The organism is Rhizobacter sp. (assembly GCA_019635355.1).
Taxonomy (GTDB): domain Bacteria; phylum Pseudomonadota; class Gammaproteobacteria; order Burkholderiales; family Burkholderiaceae_C; genus Rhizobacter.
Window position 1 is genome coordinate 838,649 of sequence record JAHBZQ010000001.1, and the last position, 16,885, is coordinate 855,533.

Here is a 16,885-nt window from a genome sequence, read left to right on the forward strand (position 1 = left end):
CCTCGTCATTGCCGTTCAGTGGGTGTGGGTGGCCGACGACTTGCCGGCCTCGGACTTGACGACGAAGCTGCCGGTGCTGGCGTAACGCGCACCGGGCTTCAGCCCCTTGACGATCTCGACACGCTTGCCATCGCTGCGGCCGGTCTGCACCGGCTGGGCGACGAAGCCGCCTTGCGTCTGCAGGAAGACGACGGTCTTGTCGCCCATCGTCTGGATCGCCTCGGCCGACACGGTGATGGGTGCAGCGGCTTCGCTCGCGCTCATCTCCACGTTGACGAAGAGCCCCGGACGCCAGATGGCGTTGGGGTTCTGGACCGCGACACGTGCCTGTGCCGTGCGGGTCTGCTCACCGAGGAGCGAGCCGACGTAGGCCACCGTGCCGTTGGCCGTCTGGTCGAAGGCTGTGGAGCGGATGGTGACGCGCTCGCCGACGCGCACTTGCGGCAGGTCCTTGGCCGGCACGTTGATCTGTGCCCAGACCACGCGCAGGTCGGAGATGGTGAAGACCTGGGCGTCTTCCTTGACCTGCTCACCGAGCGAGATGTGCTTCTCGACCACGGTGCCGTCGAACGGCGCGCGCAGCTCGAAGCGGTTCAGGCTGCCCGATCCGGGACCGGCGCCGACGGCCTGTAGCTTCTGGCGCGCGTTGTTGACCGCGATCTCGGCTTCGCGCAATGCGTTCTCGGCCTGCAGCACGTCCTGCTGCGGGGAGATCTTTTCCTCGAAGAGCTTCTTCTCGCGCTCGTAGGTTGAACGCGCCAGCCTCTCGCGGGTCAGCGCCGCCTGAAGCTCGGACCGTTGCTCGGAGACTGCAGGGCTGCTGACCACTGCCATCACCTGACCTTTGCGGACCTGTTGTCCGAGCGAGACCGGCACGGACTCGACGACACCGGCCACACGGGGCACGACGTGAGCGGTGCGGTCTTCGTTGAAGCGGATCTCGCCGGGGAGCTGCAGCGTCGAGCGGATGGTGGCGGGTGCTGCGGCATCCATGCCGACGCCCGCCGCCTTCAGTTGCTCCGGCGACAAGGCGATCACGCCCTCGCGCTGGGAGAACGTGAAGAGGAACGGCTCCTTGGCCGTCTGCACGGCCAGCGTGCCTTCGAACATGTGGGGTTCGGCGACCGGCTGGGTGCTGACCAGTGCATCTTTCTCGACCTTGAAGGTGACCTTCTCGACTTCACCTCCCGGGCGCGTCAACTCAGCCGTCACGGTGCCGACGGTCGGCGCCGCGGCCTTGCCGCCCTGGTAGAGCCACAGCTTCATGCGCGGCACACCGCCTTCTTCAGCGAGCAGCAGTTCCACCCCAAAGTCGCCCTCGGTCAGCATCTCGCCGCCGTGGGATCCTTTCTTGGCTTCCTCGTGGTGCTCGTTGTCGGCGTGGCCAGAAGAGTGGCCATGGCCATCCTTGGCCTTCTCGCCGTGGTGCTCGCCGTCGCCGTGGCCCTTGGCTTCGTCGTGGCCATGCCCGTGGCCTTCTTCGGCGGCTGGCTTGGCGCGATCGCTGCCCAGGATCGCTACCGCGCCCACGCCGCCCAACGCCAGCACGGCCGCAATCGCGATCAGCTGCTTCTTGCCCACGCTGTCACGCATGCGCTCGACCAGGTTCGTCTTGGTGTTCATCTTCAATCTCACTGTTGGGTGCCCGTGCCCGGGCGATCGTTGGGGCTGCCAAGGCGGCGCTCGAGTTCGGCGGTGGCGCGATGCACCTCGGCGAGCGACTGCAGGTATTGCGTGCGGGCTTGCAGCCAGGTGCGTTGGGCGTCCAGCACCTCCAGGAAGCTGAACTTGCCGAGCTCAAAGCCGCGGCTCGCTGCCTCGTAGGCGCTTTGGGCGCCAGGCAGCACGTCCTGGCGCAGCGTCTGCGCTTCGCTGGCGCGTGCCTGCAGCTGGTCGACGGTCTGAAGCACTTCCGAGCGGATGCGCCGCTCCTCGGATTCCGCCAGCGCCTGGGCGGCGTCCCGGCGGCGCAGCGTCTCGAGCTGCGCACCCTTGTTGGTGTCGAACAGCGGCAGCGGGATCGACACGCCGATCATGGGTTGGTTGCGGCCGATCTCCGTGGCGCGTTTGGCACCCAGGCTGACCGTGACATCGGGGATGCGGCGTGCGCGCTCCAGCTCGTAAGCCGCGTTGGCACGCTGCACTTCGCTCTGCGCGCGACGCAGCGCCGGCGCTTGTGCCAGCCGCTGGGCGACCGTCTCAGGTGCAGGTGGCGTCGGCAAGGTGTCTGCGCGACCATCCAACTGGCTCACGGCGCCTTCGGAGACGCCCATCACCAGGCTCAGGGAACGCAGCGCGGACTGGCGGTCGGCCTGCGCCTGGCGCAGCTCGATGCGCGACGTGGCTTCGGCCACGCGTGCACGGGTCTCTTCAATGGGAGACACCTTGCCGGCGGTCACACGGCGCGAAGCAGCAGCGCTGCCACTCGCGGCGATGCCCAAGGATTCTTCGGCAACCTTGACCCGCTCTTGCGCGATCAGGGCATCAAAGAAAGCCTGGATGGTGCCGGCTCGAACGTCGGCCTGGCGGGCTGCCAGGTCGGCCATGGCCAGATCGCGGCCACTGCGAGCCAGTTCGACCCGAGCAGCACGTTTGCCGCCCAGCTCGAAGGCCTGGCTCAGCATGACGGTCGTCGTGCGGGTCTCGCGACGGGTGTCTTCCTGGTCGACGCCAAGCGTCGGGTTGGGCAACACACCGGCTTGATCGATCGCACCGCGACTCGCCGCGACATCGGCTTCGGCGGCGCGCAGCAGCGGGTTTTGGCGCAGCGCGGTTTGCACCGCAGCGTCCAGCGAGAGGCCGGCACTGGCGGTGGAGGCCGCTGCGGCGGGAGCGCTCGCGGCCGGGGAAGGTTGAAGGGACGGACTGGCAGCAGGCGTCGTGGCCTGGCCATGTGCAATAGGGGTGATCAGTGCCGCACACAGAAGCGGCACGCAAGTTCTGCGCATCGAATACTCCAGAGGTTGCTAAGGCAGCCGGAAGGATTCGACGAGAGCAGCGGTGATCAGGTCAGGGGAAAGTCTTGCCTGGAAAGTGGTGCGCTCGCCGAATCAGGCGAGGCGCCAATTGGGGCGTTCGTGACGCTCCGGGTCGCGCGTGGGCAGGGGCTGGACGGCAGCGTCCTGAACGGCAGGACCCTTCAAGGCGGGAACCTCGAGGGCTTGCAGTTGTACCGACTTGGCAGCGTTCAGGTGGCAGTAGCCGCAGTCGTTGTCGGCCACGAGTTTGGTGCTCTTGGCGTCCTGCGCATCGGTCTTGACCTTGCCGGCATCCGAGGCAGCTTTGTGCTCGTGCTGGTGGTGACCGATGTGTTGCGTCTCCGGAGCCGTTTCGTGCTGGCAATACGACGCTGCCGCTGCCCAGGTGAACTGGAACGGCAACATGACGAGCAGCAGGATGGTCAACCAGCGACGCATGGCGGCGGAGTATAGAGGTCGAACTTTGAAGTTGTGGGGCTCACCCGTTTTGCAGCCCGGGCATCGGTCAGGGCGCAATAACGGCTTCGGTTGTTGGCATTGGAAACCCTCATGCCGCTATAGAGTCAAGCGGGATCGCGTGACTTCCTGCCGATGCACGACATGCGCTGAAGAACTCCCACCAACCCTCTGGCGATCCAGGCTAGGTCTCTGCACCGCCATCGAATGAGCCGGTGCCGTCGGCACTGAAGTCGATGATCCATTCCTGGAAGAACACTCGGACACCTGCACGCTCCCAACCTCGCAGGCGCATGCAGCTGCGAGACGCCTTGATGATCTGTACGTCATAGAGCGGTGGAAACAGATTGGGATCGGCTCGGTCGCGCTTCCAACCCGTGAAAGTCGCCACAGGGAACCCTTTCTCAACGCTGCTCACCTCGAGCCGCCCAGGAATGCCGTGCCCGCGCGCCGCCTTGAGGATGAGCTCTCCTTCCTTCCACATTCGCTGGCCGTGCACCTTCATGCTGTAAATATATACAGTTACATGGCACCCAAGTCGGAATCGTGCGATTGGCGGCTGCTCGCCCCAAGGGCTGGATCAGTTTTCTTCGCCCCATCGCGCTTGCCACTGGCTCAGCAGATCTGGCGTCCAGTGTGTCTGGAGGTAGGCCGCGAGGATGCTTCGGACCTGTTCTTCGGGCACGGGGTAGGCCAGACATCCGGCCGTCGCCTCAGCTACGAGTGTTGGCGGATCGGTGCGCAGGCTGTCGATCATTTCACCCGCGCGCGCACGAGTGGCATGTGTCATCAAGCCGAACCAGTTCGACAACAGCAGCTGCGCAAGCTCCTTTGCGTTGCTCCAGACTTCAGCCTCGGCCGGTTGCAGCAACGACGCTGCGGCGCCAGTGTGGTCTGACGCGAGGGATCCGAACCACCGAGACAGCGGTCGACCGCGAATCTCCAGGTTGTCCAGCTCTGCCAGAGTGTCGGCCACCTCACGAATCAAACCTGAGCGCATGACAGGCATCAGCTGCTCTGCCAATGCGTCCGCGTGGCCGTCGTACTGACGCTCGGCCGGAGAAGCCACAGCCTCCTGGTCTGGCTCCCGCTCAGCCGCCGGTGCGAAGAGCCAAGGATCGAGGTGCGTCAGAGCTTCCAGCTGCTGATGCAACTCGGTCATGAACTCCAGGAAGTCCACACCCATCGCGAGTAGCCATTCGCGCAACTCGATGACATCCAGTCGTCGATTGCCGGTCTCAGCCTTGCTCACCGTGCCCTGAACACTGCCGAGGTGCTGAGCGAGATCGCGTTGCCGGAACTTGCCTTGCTCGCGATATCGCCTCAGGAGCCCGAGAAAAACCTGGTTGTGCCGACGGTAGAGGGACTTGCGCATGGAGACCTTTCAACCGGTCACCGTAGCGGTTGGCGCGCCGTATTCGGAACGAGAATTCGCCCGGGCAATCGGCCTGGGCCTGTGCAGCAAGGTTGCTTCGCCCAGCAAAAAGCAAGCAGCACCTCACGGCCTGCAAGCGCAAGATGCTACTCTAAGTCTGTAGACCCAAAATCATCATCGGGCGAACCTCGACGGGATGTCGGGGCGCAAAGTTCAGCGTGAATCAGCTCGTAGCCGTTTGGCTAGGAATCTGCGCGCCATCCGGGCAGTCCAGGGCATTTCCCAGGAAGAGCTTGGCGACCTGGCTCAGCTGCACCGCACCTACGTCGGCTCGATCGAACGCCAAGAGCGCAACGTGTCACTCGACAACGTCGAGCGTCTGGCTGCCGCTCTGAAGGTCGACATCGTTGATTTGCTGGCCGCCGCCTAGCTCGCGCCTTCGTCGGGTCGGCGCAAAGTTTTTGCCGAGACCGCCCAGGCATCTGGATCGAACGGCTTGACCTGCGAATACGGCTCCGGTTCTGCAGGTGCCGCTTCTCTCGCTGCTGCTTCCAGCGCCTCATCGAACTGACCGGTGTCGAGCTCCTGCCGCATGCGCTCCTGCAGCCGCATGTCTTCGATCCACGGAAGCCTGTCAATCAAGCTCTTGAACCAGGCACGCATCACTATCTCCTAGGGTCCGACGGGAACACCATAGGACGCTTCGTGGCGAATTCGGAATAGGAATCTAACCACAGGAATATGAGTCGCCTATTCGAGGCGGCTTGGTGCGACCGAAGAGGCTGTTGATACTCGACACGCATGTGCCTAAGAGCCGCACGTGCGGCACGCCAACATGTTCATTGCTAAGCCCGCCTGTGAAGCGCCCGTGATGGCGATGCTCGGGCGCACCGATGCGCGGTACTTCCACGCAGTCGAACTCTCGATACGCCTGCCCTGGTTCATCGTCAACACCATCGTGTCGGATGGCAGGGACCGGTACCTGTGGTCGCTTTGCTGTGCTTGGGAGCAGGATCTCGCGGCCCTGTGCGACCCAGCCTCTGGACGCGAGATTGTCTCGATCCAGCAGGTGGTTCCGATCGACGAAGTGATGGGAGGTTGGGAGCTGCGTCAAATCGTGAAGGTGTGGCGTGCGCCGGGCTCGAACGGCTTCAAGTACGTGGTGCTGCAAGACGACCACGGCAGTGAGTTTTCCGGGGAGTTCGGTGCGGCGCCACCTGAGGGGCTGGGTGACCGCGACTTGCTGTTCTCGCTCGAGCCGCGCAACCGTCGCGGCGGCGTGCGACGCCGAAACCCGAACGAGCCGCTCGGCCATGACCTGCCGCTGCACGAGCAGGCGGCCGATCTCAAGTCAAAGGTGACCGCAGCGGAGCTCGCCAAATTCATCGGCGGCATTGACGCGAAGGAAGTCGCAAAGCGAGAGGCACGCGGCGAGCTGTTCCATGTGGCCGACGAGAACGCACCCACGAAGCGCCGCTATCCGCTTTACCAGGTGTGGCCTGGAATTCCGCGCCCAGTTGTGCTCAACGTGCTCGAGATTCTTCGCGCGGACGGTGGAACTGCATCGCCGCATTTCTTCTTCGCCTTCCAGGACCCGGACCTGGGTGCGCTCACGCCGATCGAAGTGCTCCTGGGCGCCTTATTGGTCGACCGCGAGTTGCACCGGGACGCACCACTTCTGCTAACCGCCAGTGCCGAAGATCGTCACGAATACGTACTGGCGGCCGCCAGGAACTATGCCGACGCAGCAGCAGCGTGACGAGGAAGGCCGCACAGTGCGGCTTCCCAAGTCAATCCGGGGAGTTCTTCTCCGCGACTTCGCCGCTTCAAGCGGCACCCGCCGGGTGTCGGTGATTGTTCAGCCTCACTTGAACACGCTGCCGAAGGGAACGCCTTCGCTTGATCTTGCTGCGGCCAAGCGCGCTACGACAGCGCTGAAAAAGGATTTGGCTGGGCTGGGTCTGCTCGACCGAGCCCGAAGCGTGTCGGTGTTCAGTGGCTTCGTCTTGGAGGTGACGCCCAAGCAGCTCAGGCTGCTGGCGAAGGCTCCTGGCGTGCAGTCGATTCGGCCGAACTTGCGTCGCCACAAGCTGCTATGAGACTGGTTCACTTTGCCGCGGCGGCCCACCGTGCGGCGATTCCGTTCACAGCCTCAAAGACCTTGGCAAAGCGATCGCGCGTTTCCTGCGGAAGCTCGGCGAACTTCTGCTTGGAAAGGTCCTTCATGATCACCTTAGCTACCCGTCCCTTGTTGAACTTCACACCCTTCTTTTCGAAGAAGGTCGTCAATCTGTCGACAATTGAGCCCGCTCCGGCCGGCAGTTTGATGGCGACCTTCGCACCACCAATTTCCTTCGCGTAGGCTTCGGCAGTCGCTCGGAGGTAGCTGTCTTGCTCGAACAGATCCTCCAACTCGATCGCATCAGGCTTGCCGATGACGCTTCCGAGCATGAGCACATCACCGTCCTTCATGAGCCAGTTGTTGATGAGCTGCTTGCGAGCGTTCTCACCCTCTGTGTCCGAATCAAGTAGGGTCGCGACCTTGAGTTCCTGACCAAGCATCAGCGTTGCGAGGTAGGCAGCCTTCGACGCACCGCCGGCGGGGGTGATTACGATCGAATCGTCCAAGCCAACCTCGGCGGCCTCCTTGAACATCGTTGAGACCGTGCTGAGGAACCAGAAATCGGTCACCCCTTCAACGACCAGATTTCGTTCACCGATGAACAACGACTGCGCCCAAGACAGACCGAGCGCGGCTTGAAGGGTGAAACGTGCGTCCTTGTCCGCCGTTGCCCATTCATCGTGCACCTTGGTACCTTCGCCGCGCTTCTCCTCGGCAACCCAGATGTTGTCGAGGCGGTTCATGTCGATCATGAATGGCAAGTGCGTCGTGTAAATCACCTGATTGGCCTTTGCATACTCCTTCATGCGACCAAGCAAGTCACGTTGGGCAGCTGCATGTAGATGAAGCCCTGGCTCGTCAAGCAAGATCACGGCATCTCTGAACTCCCCATCGGTCTCGTACATGAACTTCATGTCGAAGGAGAAAAACCACTGGAACCCCTTGGAGCGCTCTTCGAGAGGAACAAGAGCCCGGGTATCTTCATCTTTGACAAAGGTGATGAAGTGGTAACCGTCAGCCTGGAACTGCACCTCGTACTTTTTCTGTGACCACCTGGCAGCAATGTCGTTGGTCAGCGTCTGACTGGCGTCGTTCATGTCAAGGATGCGCTGCTCGCGGTCCTTCTGAGCGCCTTTGGTCACTTCTTCCGCGAGATCCAGGCCGGCCATCTCCATGATCATCTCGATGGTCTTGTCCTCTTCTGTCGCTTGACCTTGGTCCTTGCGCTGTTTGACTTGGTCGAGATGCGCCGTCCCGTGGAAAGCCAGCCAGTCATCCATATAGATGAAGGTCGGCATCCATTTCAGAACGAGGTTCCAAGCGTCCGTCCAGGGGCTGTTGTCCTGCTTCTTCGCAAGGCGATCGCATTCAACACCGAGCGTTTGCGCGAGCTCTGGACTGGCTTGCTGGGTCGCCATTTCGACCAGCTGAGCTTTTGCCTCAGCGAGAGCCGCCTTAATGGCACCTACATCTTCCGCAGCAGCCTCAAGCTTTTCCTTTGACTGCTGGACCACCGCGTTCAACGCTCCAACGAGAGGTTCAGCCTTGCCAGCGGTTATGCCCTTTACCGATGCATCGAGCGAAAGACATGCCGACTTGCCACTCCGTTTCTGCGGAACATTGCCTTTGGGTTCATAGACAACCGAATACGTGCCGTCGTACCGGCGACCGATGAGAGCACTGGTCGTTCCAGCCCATTGCGGGTCGACCAATGCGAGTGCGGCTTGTTCTTGCTCATTGAACACAAAGCGTGCGCGAACCACTTCGAACTTGTCGTCGCGTTCCTTTCGCTTGCCTCGCGGCCACTCACGATCAAGGCTGTATGGCTCTTTCTTGAAAGGCTTCAGCTTCCACAAGGCCTTCAGCAACGAAGTCTTGCCCGATTCGTTCTTCCCGACGATGACCGCAATGTCGTCGAGCGTCACCCAACCAGAATCGATGACGCTTCTGAACATGCGAACGTTGAACTCAGTAAGTTTCATTGGGCAATCCGTCCTACCTGATGTGGATATCAAACTCTGATGCGTCCTTTTGCGTGTGCGCCTTATGCGGTCACGACCCCAGCGGCTGCTGAATGGCCTGGTTCAAGAAGCTCGCCAAGATGTCTTCTGCGTTGGCGTTCATGACCGCGGCGTCCGAGTTTTCGTATTCGATGTCGGTGTCGCCCGACGGTGTGAAAGTGAATGAGCCCAGCTGTGTGGGCTCGCCCGCACAGCCAACACGCGGAAGTTGACGGACCACCACTCGGCCCTTGGCTCCGCCACTAGGGGTGATCGGTTGGAGCTGGAAGGTCATCTCAATCCGAACCGTGGTAAAGGTGGCGGTGAGAGAAAGCCCGTCCACCGCCGGTGTGACGAGCACGCCTTTCACCGGGCATTCGGTCGAGGAAAAGAACTGGAGATCTCCGACGAACTTGTCGAATTGCGTCTTCAATCTGTCAAATCGTTCTTCGATGGCCGCCAGTCGTTGGATCTCATGGAGTGCAAGTTTCACGTCGTGTGCTCCCTGTGGTTAAAGAGTTCTGATGCTCACTGAAGCCGTTCGATGAGCATGCCCCAGTACATCTCGGCGGCTCCTTGTTGAGAAAGCTGCTTCGGCGTGTTGCCGAACGACGCCATGCCCAGCGGCTTGAGGAACATGGCTTGATCGTCGTGATCAACGCTGAGCTGCTCGTTGAAGCTGTTGCCACGGCTCGATGCGTCGGCCGAGAAGGTGATGGCGTTGCTGCTGAAGCCGCTGGCGCCGAGGTTGATAGCGCATTCGCACCGCCGCGCACCGTTCTGATAGATCGCCGCGGTGAACTTGTTGGCGTCAATCCTGCGGAACTGAGTTTCGATCCCTGCGTTCCTTGCTTTCAGCTCTTCGAGAGAGTTCTCGAAGTACCGTGCCATGTACTCGAAGGTCTCGTGCCGAAACTGGTCATGGTCCAGTTGCGAGAACTGTTTGCGCAGGCGTAGGTTGCTGGACCGTGGCGCCAAAGCCTCGATCTGGAGCAGAGGTTGAGTGCTTTGAGGCGCTTGCGCTTTGCCGGCGGCAGGGGCAGCACTTGGAGCTGAACCGGCAGACAGCTTCTCCACGACGGCGCGGATCTGCTTCGCAACATCGGTATAGGCCTCGTCGTAGTTGGTCCAGCTGGTGATGGGCTTGCCATCAGTCGGCACAGCCAGCAAGCCTTTGAGGGGCGTGGACAGCCAGTCGCAGGAGCGGACGATGATCGGAATCACTCGCGCTTCGCCTTTCGCGTGCCGCTCCAGCGCGCGCCCCATCTCGATCGTGTAGCAGTAGTGGGAAGCCAGGAAACTCGCGCTAACCAGCAACAGGATGACGTCCGCCTGGTTCAACTGCTCGTCGATCTCCCCGTTGACATCGGCGCCAGCGAGAAGGCGCCGGTCGTGCCATTGCTCAATCAGGCCTTCGTGGCGCAGCGACGCAAGGTGTTTCTCAAGTTGGTTGCGGTAGGTCTCATCGTCATGTGAATACGAGAAGAAGACTTTGGCCATCGGTGTCCTGCAGGTGGTTGCTCTTCATGGAATGCCTGACCCCAAGCACCGTATAACTTCTTTAGCGAGTGGGTTCCGGGCCATGTCGGGCGCCGATTTCGGGTTTCAAGGGGTAACTGGCCGCGGTACAGCGTATTTTTTCGAGCCTAGCCGGTCTATGGCTCCGACAAACGAGCTAAACCCTTATTACCCATTCCCAGAACTGGCGCCGCAGCTCCTTGTTTTTGCTTCTTTGATGGCATGTAATACGCAAATACGTAATACGGTATGAAATTCACGGAGACACGCATGGCCAGAGCCGGCATCTACAAGAGCGATGTGCTCCAAGCGAGGAATCGTCTGGTCAAGGCCGGGCGCCATCCGTCAATCGACGCCATACGTATCGAGTTGGGTAACACCGGCTCCAAGGGCACCATCCATCGGTACCTGAAGGAGATCGAAGAGGAAGAGTCAGGGGTGACCTCGCAGGTGAAGACCAGCGAGGCGATCCTGGAACTGGCTTCGCGCCTGGCTGAGCGGCTGGAGTTGGAGGCCAAAGAACGTCTGGTGACGACCGAAGCGCGGCATGCCGAGCGCGTGGCTGAGTTGCAGGCGATGCTGGATCAGCGCCAGCAGGAGCTGACAGCCGTGCGTGCCCAGCTGGGTCAAGCCGAGACGGCGCTGGCGCAGGAGAAGGTGTTGCGGCGCGGTGCGGCCGACCAGGTGACGCGCCTGAACCTGGAGGTCACCCAGCTGACCGCACAGGGGGACGGCTTGCAGCAGCGGCTCACCGAGGCGCAGGCGCATGGCGCCTCTCTTGAAGAACAGCGCCGGCACGCCCACGCGTCACTCGAACACTTCCGGGCGGCAGCAAAGGAACAGCGCGAGCGGGAGCAGCGCCAGCATGAGCAGCAGGTGCAGTACCTGCAGGCCGAGCTGGGCAAGGCCAGCGCTTCACTAGCCGACAAAGCGATCGAGATCCGGGTTGCGACGCAGGAGAAGCTCGAGACCTTGTCTCAGCTGCAGGTCGCGCGCAGCGAAGCCCGCCAGCTGGAAGAACGTCTGCGTGAACTCAAGCCGCTTAAGGAACAGCTGGCCAACCAAGCGCAGATCGTCGAGCAGCTGCGCGCTCAGGCCGGGCAACAGGCCGATCGGGTCGACGAACTTCGAACGCGCAACCTGGCGCTGGAGCAACGCAACACCGAGCTGGTTGGTGAGGTGGCCGCTGCCAGTGCCGCAACGGCAGCGAAGGAGCAACTGGTGGCGAGCGTGTTGGCTCGGTTGCCGATCACCGGGGAGAAGACGAAGCCCGTGACTGCGGCGACCGGCTCGGCGTAGTTTGCGCGCGGAAACTGACTGGGTGCCGCGAAGGCTCCACTTCGTTTGAGGGATGTTTGTCGTGAAGCCAACTCCTAAGATCTGCCGTCACCAGATATCTACAAGGCGTGTGAACAGCCTCGAAGTCGGCTGATGGGGGGAATGCGTATGCTGGTTCTGATCTGCAGCGGCAAGAAGTCAGGCTCACAGGCGTCTTGCTGATGTCTGTGCAGGATCGGCTTGCCTTGTTGCGCAATCAGCTCGAACGGCTACGGGAGACTCATGTCTCGCAGCTCCTTGCCGTCTCGCAGGCTGCGCTGGACGAGTTCGACCCGAGCCGTCGTGCAACTTTCGGAACCGCGCTGAAGCGGTCGACCCAATCGACGCTAGACGAGCTGAGGGCGCACGGCCAGCGGGTGACAGGGCACGTCGTCACCACCGCCAAGCAGCTCTTTCTGCCGCTGGACGACACGACGAAGGCGGCCATCCTCGAGATCGCCAAACGCCTGTTCGATGAAGAGCTCTACACCCGGCGATTCGACGTTCAATGCCAAAGCTTGTTCCGCAAGGCTGCGGGCCGCGGCTTAAATGCAGAAGGCTGGACGCGCGTCGACATCGAGCGCGCAGGTCACCACGCAGCCACTGCGAACACGATTCGCCGCGAACTGGCCATGCTTTCTGACGAGCTGGAGTTCATGCGCCTGCAATCGGAGCAAGCGGCACAAGTTTCACTGTCACGCCTGGGAGATTTCAGCATGCTGTCTTTGATGCACGATACGGTCGACATTCTCAAAAGCAACGGCACCAAGATCGTGGGGCGCAAAGCAAGCGTCCAGCAAAACAAGATCTTCATGGATGCCAAGGATCTGCTGATCGAACCTGAAGACCTGATCATTCGCCGCATGTCCAACGGTGCAGAAGAAACCTACAAGGTCATTGACCCTCGCTTCTACGAGCGTCATGGCGGTATCCAGGCGCACTACCAAATGGATGTCCGCAAGCTCGGGTTGCCCGAGGCCAGCAGTGCGGTACAGAGCATCACCTACAACATCACCGGCAACAACGCCCGAATCAATCAGAACTCCACCGACAACTCAACCAACGTGGTGCAGATCGACAACCGGGCGCTGGAGTTGGTCGAAAGCCTCAGGACTGAGTTGAAAAGTGCGCCGCTGGAAACCGCTGCACGGAATGAGGCCTTGGAGGTCGTCGAGGAGATCGACGCCGCGTTCAAAACTGGGACGCCGAAGAAGTCTGTTGTCTCGGCGTTGCTGAGGGCCTTGCCCGACGTAGCCAACGTCGCCACGATCGCCTCAGCGATCGCCAGCTTGTTCTGATATCAGAGACTGCCGGCCGGTTTCAACGGTTCGGAGCCACGCGTATTGATCCGGCCTTGCGGCGTCAGCCTACTTGATCAGTGCATTCAAGTTCTGGCCATGACGGTGCGGAATAGACAGGTTCCAGGCGCCTCATAGGTCTCTTCGAAACCGTCGTGGGTACAGTTCTCGGATGAACTCGAGTTTTCCATTCCTCGAAGAGCAGTTTGCCGGCAGTGCCGGGGTGTATTCAACAGACTTGGCCCTCATTCGCTTGGGCCGGGACGAGTCCTATTGGGTGGAAGAGAACCCCGCAACGCTTGATCGCCTCGCCGTCTTCGTTCATGAGTACGCCCACTACCTGCACAACTTTTCCACTCTCGCAGGCATCTATGGGTTCGTCACATCGCTGAGGCGCCTTCGACTGTTTTCCAACACGGTTGATGAAAGCGGCCGGAGCTTGGGAAGTGGAGTGCTAGATCCCACTGCACTCAGGGAGTACGAGGGCACCATGAAGTTTCGGGTCCATTTGGCTGGAACCCTGGGGCTCCCAAATCTATTCCACGCCGCGTCGCTGGCTTCGTTTGAAATCGTCGGCTGGGACTTCGGATCTCAACAGGTGAATCTGGCATCGCAGGTGATGATGCTGAATTCGGTTCGGGTGCGCGTTAGAGCCGGCTCGCCAGGCGCCTACTGCGAGGAATCCTTTGACCTCGGCTCGCATGTCCTCAGCGAGAGCGTTGCTTGGGAACTGGAGCGAATCCTGTTCGAAACGCAGAAGGCCGATCTCTCGGTTCTGGACGAGGTGAAGATCTGGCCCTACAAGTTCGCGCGGCGGTTCTTGGAACATTCAATCGGCGGCGCAGTCGACAGTCGCATCGTGGCCAAAGTTGTGTTGCTGGCGCTGCAGTCCACCGATCCTGGCGTCGCATTTGTTGCGTTGGCCGGAGCCCTAAAGGACAGGGGGGCGCAAAGCCTTGAGGAGGTGGTCGAGCGTTGTCGAGGTGAGTTCGCGGCCGAATTCGCATCAATGCGCGGCGCGATCGTGTCTGACCTGAGAACAGAGGTGGTCGCCTTTGGTTCGAGGAAGCCACTGCACAGGGCCTTCAGCGACCTGATCGATACGGCAGAGGCTTTACTGCAGATCCGATCGCAGTCGGAATTCTTCGAGATCGACCTAGTCGAATCACCTGACGGCGCCGCGCTGGTGAACATGATCAAGTCGTTTCCACCGTGCCCCATCATTCAGCCGGGCGAAGATCGCGATGAAATCTTCTACATCCTTGACCGCGAGCCAGACAAGGTCGCGGCAGTATCTCTTGGGGTGGCCCAGTCGGCGTTGCAATTTGCCGCAGTGCACTATCAGCTACACGCAATTGCTCCGACCAATCAAGTCCGCAAGCTCAGCTGCCGGTTCTACGGCAGTTGCGGAGCTCCACAGACCATTGCTGCGCCAGAGCGTTGCAAAGAGAAACCTTGGGAGTCATTCGACCCCACACTTGCCGAGCAATGCTGGTACGGACAGGGCGTTGCTCAACTGCGAAGCCGCCCATCCAGCGTAAGTCAACCTCCTGAGCTGTAGATCACAAGCGTGCTGGCATAGGTGCGGACACCAAATAGGCGGAACTGCAATGACCTACGACGAGATCGCCAAATCGACCGAGCGCCTGGGCTACAGAGACAAGCTGCGGCTCGCCCAGCTTCTGATTCAAGTTGCCCGCAAGGAGGAAGAGGAACAGCGGCCAGACAAGCGTGATCCGAAGGCTGCTGGTCCGACAGATCCTGAGCTACTTCAGTACGTGGCTGACCGGCTCAAAAAGCTCAAGGCGGGCAAAAAGGAATCGGTCCTCAACTCCATCGGCGCCATGTTCCAGTTTCAGGGCGGCATCTCGGACAAAGACAGGGAGAAGATGTTTGCTGAGCTCGTGAAGGCTCGGCACATCACGCTTGATGGCAACCGTGTTCAGTACGCTGACTGATGCGCACATGGCAACCAAGAAGTCTTTTGTAGACCGACCTGAGGTGAAAGAGTTTGAGTCCGCGGTCAAAGGACTTGAGTTCATAACCACCTTGCATGTCGCACAGTCAAACTTCAACCACGCATTGGGTCGATTTACGCTCATGTGGGCGGATGCTGAGGCCTATCTCAAGCAGGTGCTCATCGCTTATGCCGGCGTGACCGAGGACGTAGGTCGAGCGCTCTTCTCAGGCACAAGAGCGAGCACAGCCATAGACCAGATTTCGGCCATTGCTCACAACACGGAGATGGCTGCGGATCGATGGAAAAGCCTGGAGGCGACGTTGAGTCATATGCGGGCGATCAATTCGATGCGCGACAAGATCACGCATCACGGCTCAGCATTGACACTCAATTTCACTGACGGCCTGTCTCGCATCATCACGGACAAGGAAAGGTCCAGCCGAAAGGGCAAAGGCTTCACGCTTGAAGTCGGGCATCAAATGCTCGACGACATGACTCATGACACGCATCGCATCTGCGCTCACCTGAGCCACCACGCGCAACATCCGACAGGACCATTCACGAAGCCGCAAGAAGGCACCGGCCAGCGTGGTCCGTGGCGCTTCAAGCCACCACAACCGATCGCCACTCAGACAAAGCCGAATCCACGATGAACTTGCTCGCGTCGGCTTCAGATGCAGGCGGTCAGAAGTTACCGACGCGCACTTTGTCCACCAGGTTACCGTTCGATTTCTTGTAGGTGGGCGACGCCAGCCGCGAGTGACGCCGCGAAAAGTAGGTTCCGCCAGTGCTGAAGCGCATCACCCATCCTCGCCAGTCTGCAGCTGTGCCGCGTATGTCGAGCGTCCCCACGTTCGCGTGGTTGGCGAGCTGGAGCAAGCCTCGCCATAGCACCACGTCGTTCTCACGCTGGCTCCCGAAATTTCTTAGAAGCTTCAGCTCGGCGTCGAACGACAGGTTGCTGAACAGCATCGCGAAGGTGGGCTTCACCAGGCTGCTGCCGATCTCGAACTCTGAATCGGTGTAGCTAACGGTTTGCCAGAGTGCCCGGCTGGCCTTGCGAGAGAAGCCGTCTTCCTGGTTGATGTGCTTGACCTCGATGCCGAAGTGTCGAGGAGCGAAGCCGGCGTCGATCAGGTGCGGCTTCGGGAATGCCATGAAGTCGATTTCGACTCGCACGGCCTCGGCAAGGTGGCGGCCCTTGACCTCGCGCGTCAGTTCGAAGTCTTCAGCAAGGTGGTCGACCAGCCAGCGCTTCAACGCGGGTTCGTCGGCGAACCGCGGCGTGATGGCCAGATTCGCGTCGTACACCGCGCGCCTGAGTTCGATCGCCTGGGTACCCAGGGTGTCCGCGAGCTTGCTGGGCGGGAGGTCCTGGATCCATCTCCGGGACAGCTCGGCGACCGCCTCGCGGGCCTCGCGTTCAAGCGCCATGCGCGCAGCGATTTCCTGTGCAATCGGATCGCTCGGCTCTGACAAGAGCAGTGGATTGGCCTGCCTGATGGCGTGCACAGCCAGCTCGCGATATCGCTCTTCGATCTCCGGATCGAAATCCGGCAACCCCACCTCGCCGGCGGGCCCCAACGCCTTTTTGCTCAGCGCAGACCCGATCTGGCGGCCGCAGGTTTGGCATTGCCGCACGATGTGCAAGGCCCCGTTGGTCACTTTGCGGCGACAGGCGCGGATGCCTTCCTCCGGACAGTGGCAGGCTTTGAAGGGTGTGGTTGGTTCGCTCACGCAAGGGGTTCTAGCAGATCACGTCCCGACTTCGTGGCAGCCGACGCGGCCTGGAGAACCAGATAGCTGTCCGGTAGCTGTCGGGTAGCCCTCGGGTATCCAAGCTAGTGCCTTTCGAGCGGCT

Annotated in this window: 18 protein-coding genes; 8 read left to right on the forward strand and 10 right to left on the reverse strand. The window is 61.0% G+C overall.

Translation table 11 applies throughout. The annotated features are described in order from the left end of the window. Positions 1-15 precede the first annotated feature (15 nt). The 5 genes from KF892_03705 to KF892_03725 all read right to left on the reverse strand — a co-directional run bounded on the left by KF892_03705 (position 16) and on the right by KF892_03725 (position 4,809). Positions 16-1,593 carry an efflux RND transporter periplasmic adaptor subunit gene (locus tag KF892_03705; GenBank protein ID MBX3624096.1) on the reverse strand — a complete coding sequence of 526 codons (1,578 nt, stop codon included), beginning with the start codon at positions 1,591-1,593 and terminating at the stop codon, positions 16-18. 38 nt (positions 1,594-1,631) lie between these two features. Beyond that, on the reverse strand, positions 1,632-2,948 hold the full coding sequence (locus KF892_03710; protein MBX3624097.1) for a TolC family protein: 1,317 nt from the start codon (positions 2,946-2,948) through the stop codon (positions 1,632-1,634). A gap of 102 nt (positions 2,949-3,050) precedes the next feature. After that, complete coding sequence (locus tag KF892_03715) at positions 3,051-3,416, reverse strand: DUF2946 family protein (GenBank protein ID MBX3624098.1); 366 nt, start codon at positions 3,414-3,416, stop codon at positions 3,051-3,053. Positions 3,417-3,618: 202 nt separating this feature from the next. Further along, the gene (locus KF892_03720) at positions 3,619-3,939 is read right to left on the reverse strand and encodes a hypothetical protein (protein MBX3624099.1); all 321 of its coding nucleotides are present in this window, start codon (positions 3,937-3,939) and stop codon (positions 3,619-3,621) included. Positions 3,940-4,014: 75 nt separating this feature from the next. Next, a complete protein-coding gene (locus tag KF892_03725) occupies positions 4,015-4,809 on the reverse strand; it encodes a helix-turn-helix transcriptional regulator (protein ID MBX3624100.1) in 795 nt (264 codons plus the stop codon). Between the two features lie 196 nt (positions 4,810-5,005). Here KF892_03725 and KF892_03730 point away from each other — a divergent pair, with 196 nt between their 5' ends. Beyond that, positions 5,006-5,239 carry a helix-turn-helix transcriptional regulator gene (locus KF892_03730; protein MBX3624101.1) on the forward strand — a complete coding sequence of 78 codons (234 nt, stop codon included), beginning with the start codon at positions 5,006-5,008 and terminating at the stop codon, positions 5,237-5,239. On the opposite strand, the gene KF892_03735 is transcribed toward KF892_03730, so the two are convergent. Beyond that, on the reverse strand, positions 5,236-5,472 hold the full coding sequence (locus KF892_03735; protein MBX3624102.1) for a hypothetical protein: 237 nt from the start codon (positions 5,470-5,472) through the stop codon (positions 5,236-5,238). The genes KF892_03730 and KF892_03735 overlap by 4 nt on opposite strands. A 157-nt stretch (positions 5,473-5,629) precedes the next feature. Between KF892_03735 and KF892_03740 the strand changes: the two genes are divergently transcribed. Together KF892_03740 and KF892_03745 are read left to right on the forward strand one after the other, a co-directional pair. Beyond that, complete coding sequence (locus KF892_03740) at positions 5,630-6,568, forward strand: hypothetical protein (GenBank protein ID MBX3624103.1); 939 nt, start codon at positions 5,630-5,632, stop codon at positions 6,566-6,568. A gap of 109 nt (positions 6,569-6,677) precedes the next feature. After that, the gene (locus tag KF892_03745; protein MBX3624104.1) at positions 6,678-6,908 is read left to right on the forward strand and encodes a hypothetical protein; all 231 of its coding nucleotides are present in this window, start codon (positions 6,678-6,680) and stop codon (positions 6,906-6,908) included. Between the two features lie 7 nt (positions 6,909-6,915). Here KF892_03745 and KF892_03750 read toward each other — a convergent pair whose 3' ends face one another. From KF892_03750 to KF892_03760, 3 genes are all read right to left on the reverse strand, one after another. Continuing rightward, a complete protein-coding gene (locus KF892_03750) occupies positions 6,916-8,913 on the reverse strand; it encodes an AAA family ATPase (GenBank protein ID MBX3624105.1) in 1,998 nt (665 codons plus the stop codon). A 70-nt stretch (positions 8,914-8,983) separates the two neighbouring features. Beyond that, positions 8,984-9,424, reverse strand: a complete 441-nt coding sequence (locus KF892_03755) for a hypothetical protein (GenBank protein MBX3624106.1) — start codon at positions 9,422-9,424, stop codon at positions 8,984-8,986. A 35-nt stretch (positions 9,425-9,459) separates the two neighbouring features. Next, positions 9,460-10,431, reverse strand: a complete 972-nt coding sequence (locus KF892_03760; protein MBX3624107.1) for a toll/interleukin-1 receptor domain-containing protein — start codon at positions 10,429-10,431, stop codon at positions 9,460-9,462. 288 nt (positions 10,432-10,719) lie between these two features. Here KF892_03760 and KF892_03765 point away from each other — a divergent pair, with 288 nt between their 5' ends. The 5 genes from KF892_03765 to KF892_03785 all read left to right on the forward strand — a co-directional run bounded on the left by KF892_03765 (position 10,720) and on the right by KF892_03785 (position 15,677). Continuing rightward, complete coding sequence (locus tag KF892_03765) at positions 10,720-11,748, forward strand: DNA-binding protein (protein MBX3624108.1); 1,029 nt, start codon at positions 10,720-10,722, stop codon at positions 11,746-11,748. A gap of 200 nt (positions 11,749-11,948) precedes the next feature. Then, entirely contained in the window at positions 11,949-13,064 is a 1,116-nt protein-coding gene (locus KF892_03770) for a hypothetical protein (GenBank protein MBX3624109.1), read from the forward strand. A gap of 172 nt (positions 13,065-13,236) precedes the next feature. Then, positions 13,237-14,625, forward strand: coding sequence for a hypothetical protein (locus KF892_03775; GenBank protein MBX3624110.1), 1,389 nt, complete (start codon positions 13,237-13,239; stop codon positions 14,623-14,625). 49 nt (positions 14,626-14,674) lie between these two features. Continuing rightward, complete coding sequence (locus tag KF892_03780; protein ID MBX3624111.1) at positions 14,675-15,022, forward strand: hypothetical protein; 348 nt, start codon at positions 14,675-14,677, stop codon at positions 15,020-15,022. A gap of 7 nt (positions 15,023-15,029) precedes the next feature. Then, a complete protein-coding gene (locus KF892_03785; GenBank protein MBX3624112.1) occupies positions 15,030-15,677 on the forward strand; it encodes a hypothetical protein in 648 nt (215 codons plus the stop codon). 31 nt (positions 15,678-15,708) lie between these two features. Here the strand turns inward: KF892_03785 and KF892_03790 are convergent, their stop codons facing one another. Beyond that, positions 15,709-16,761 (reverse strand): hypothetical protein, encoded by a 1,053-nt coding sequence (locus KF892_03790; GenBank protein MBX3624113.1) that lies wholly within the window; start codon positions 16,759-16,761, stop codon positions 15,709-15,711. Positions 16,762-16,885 lie beyond the last annotated feature (124 nt).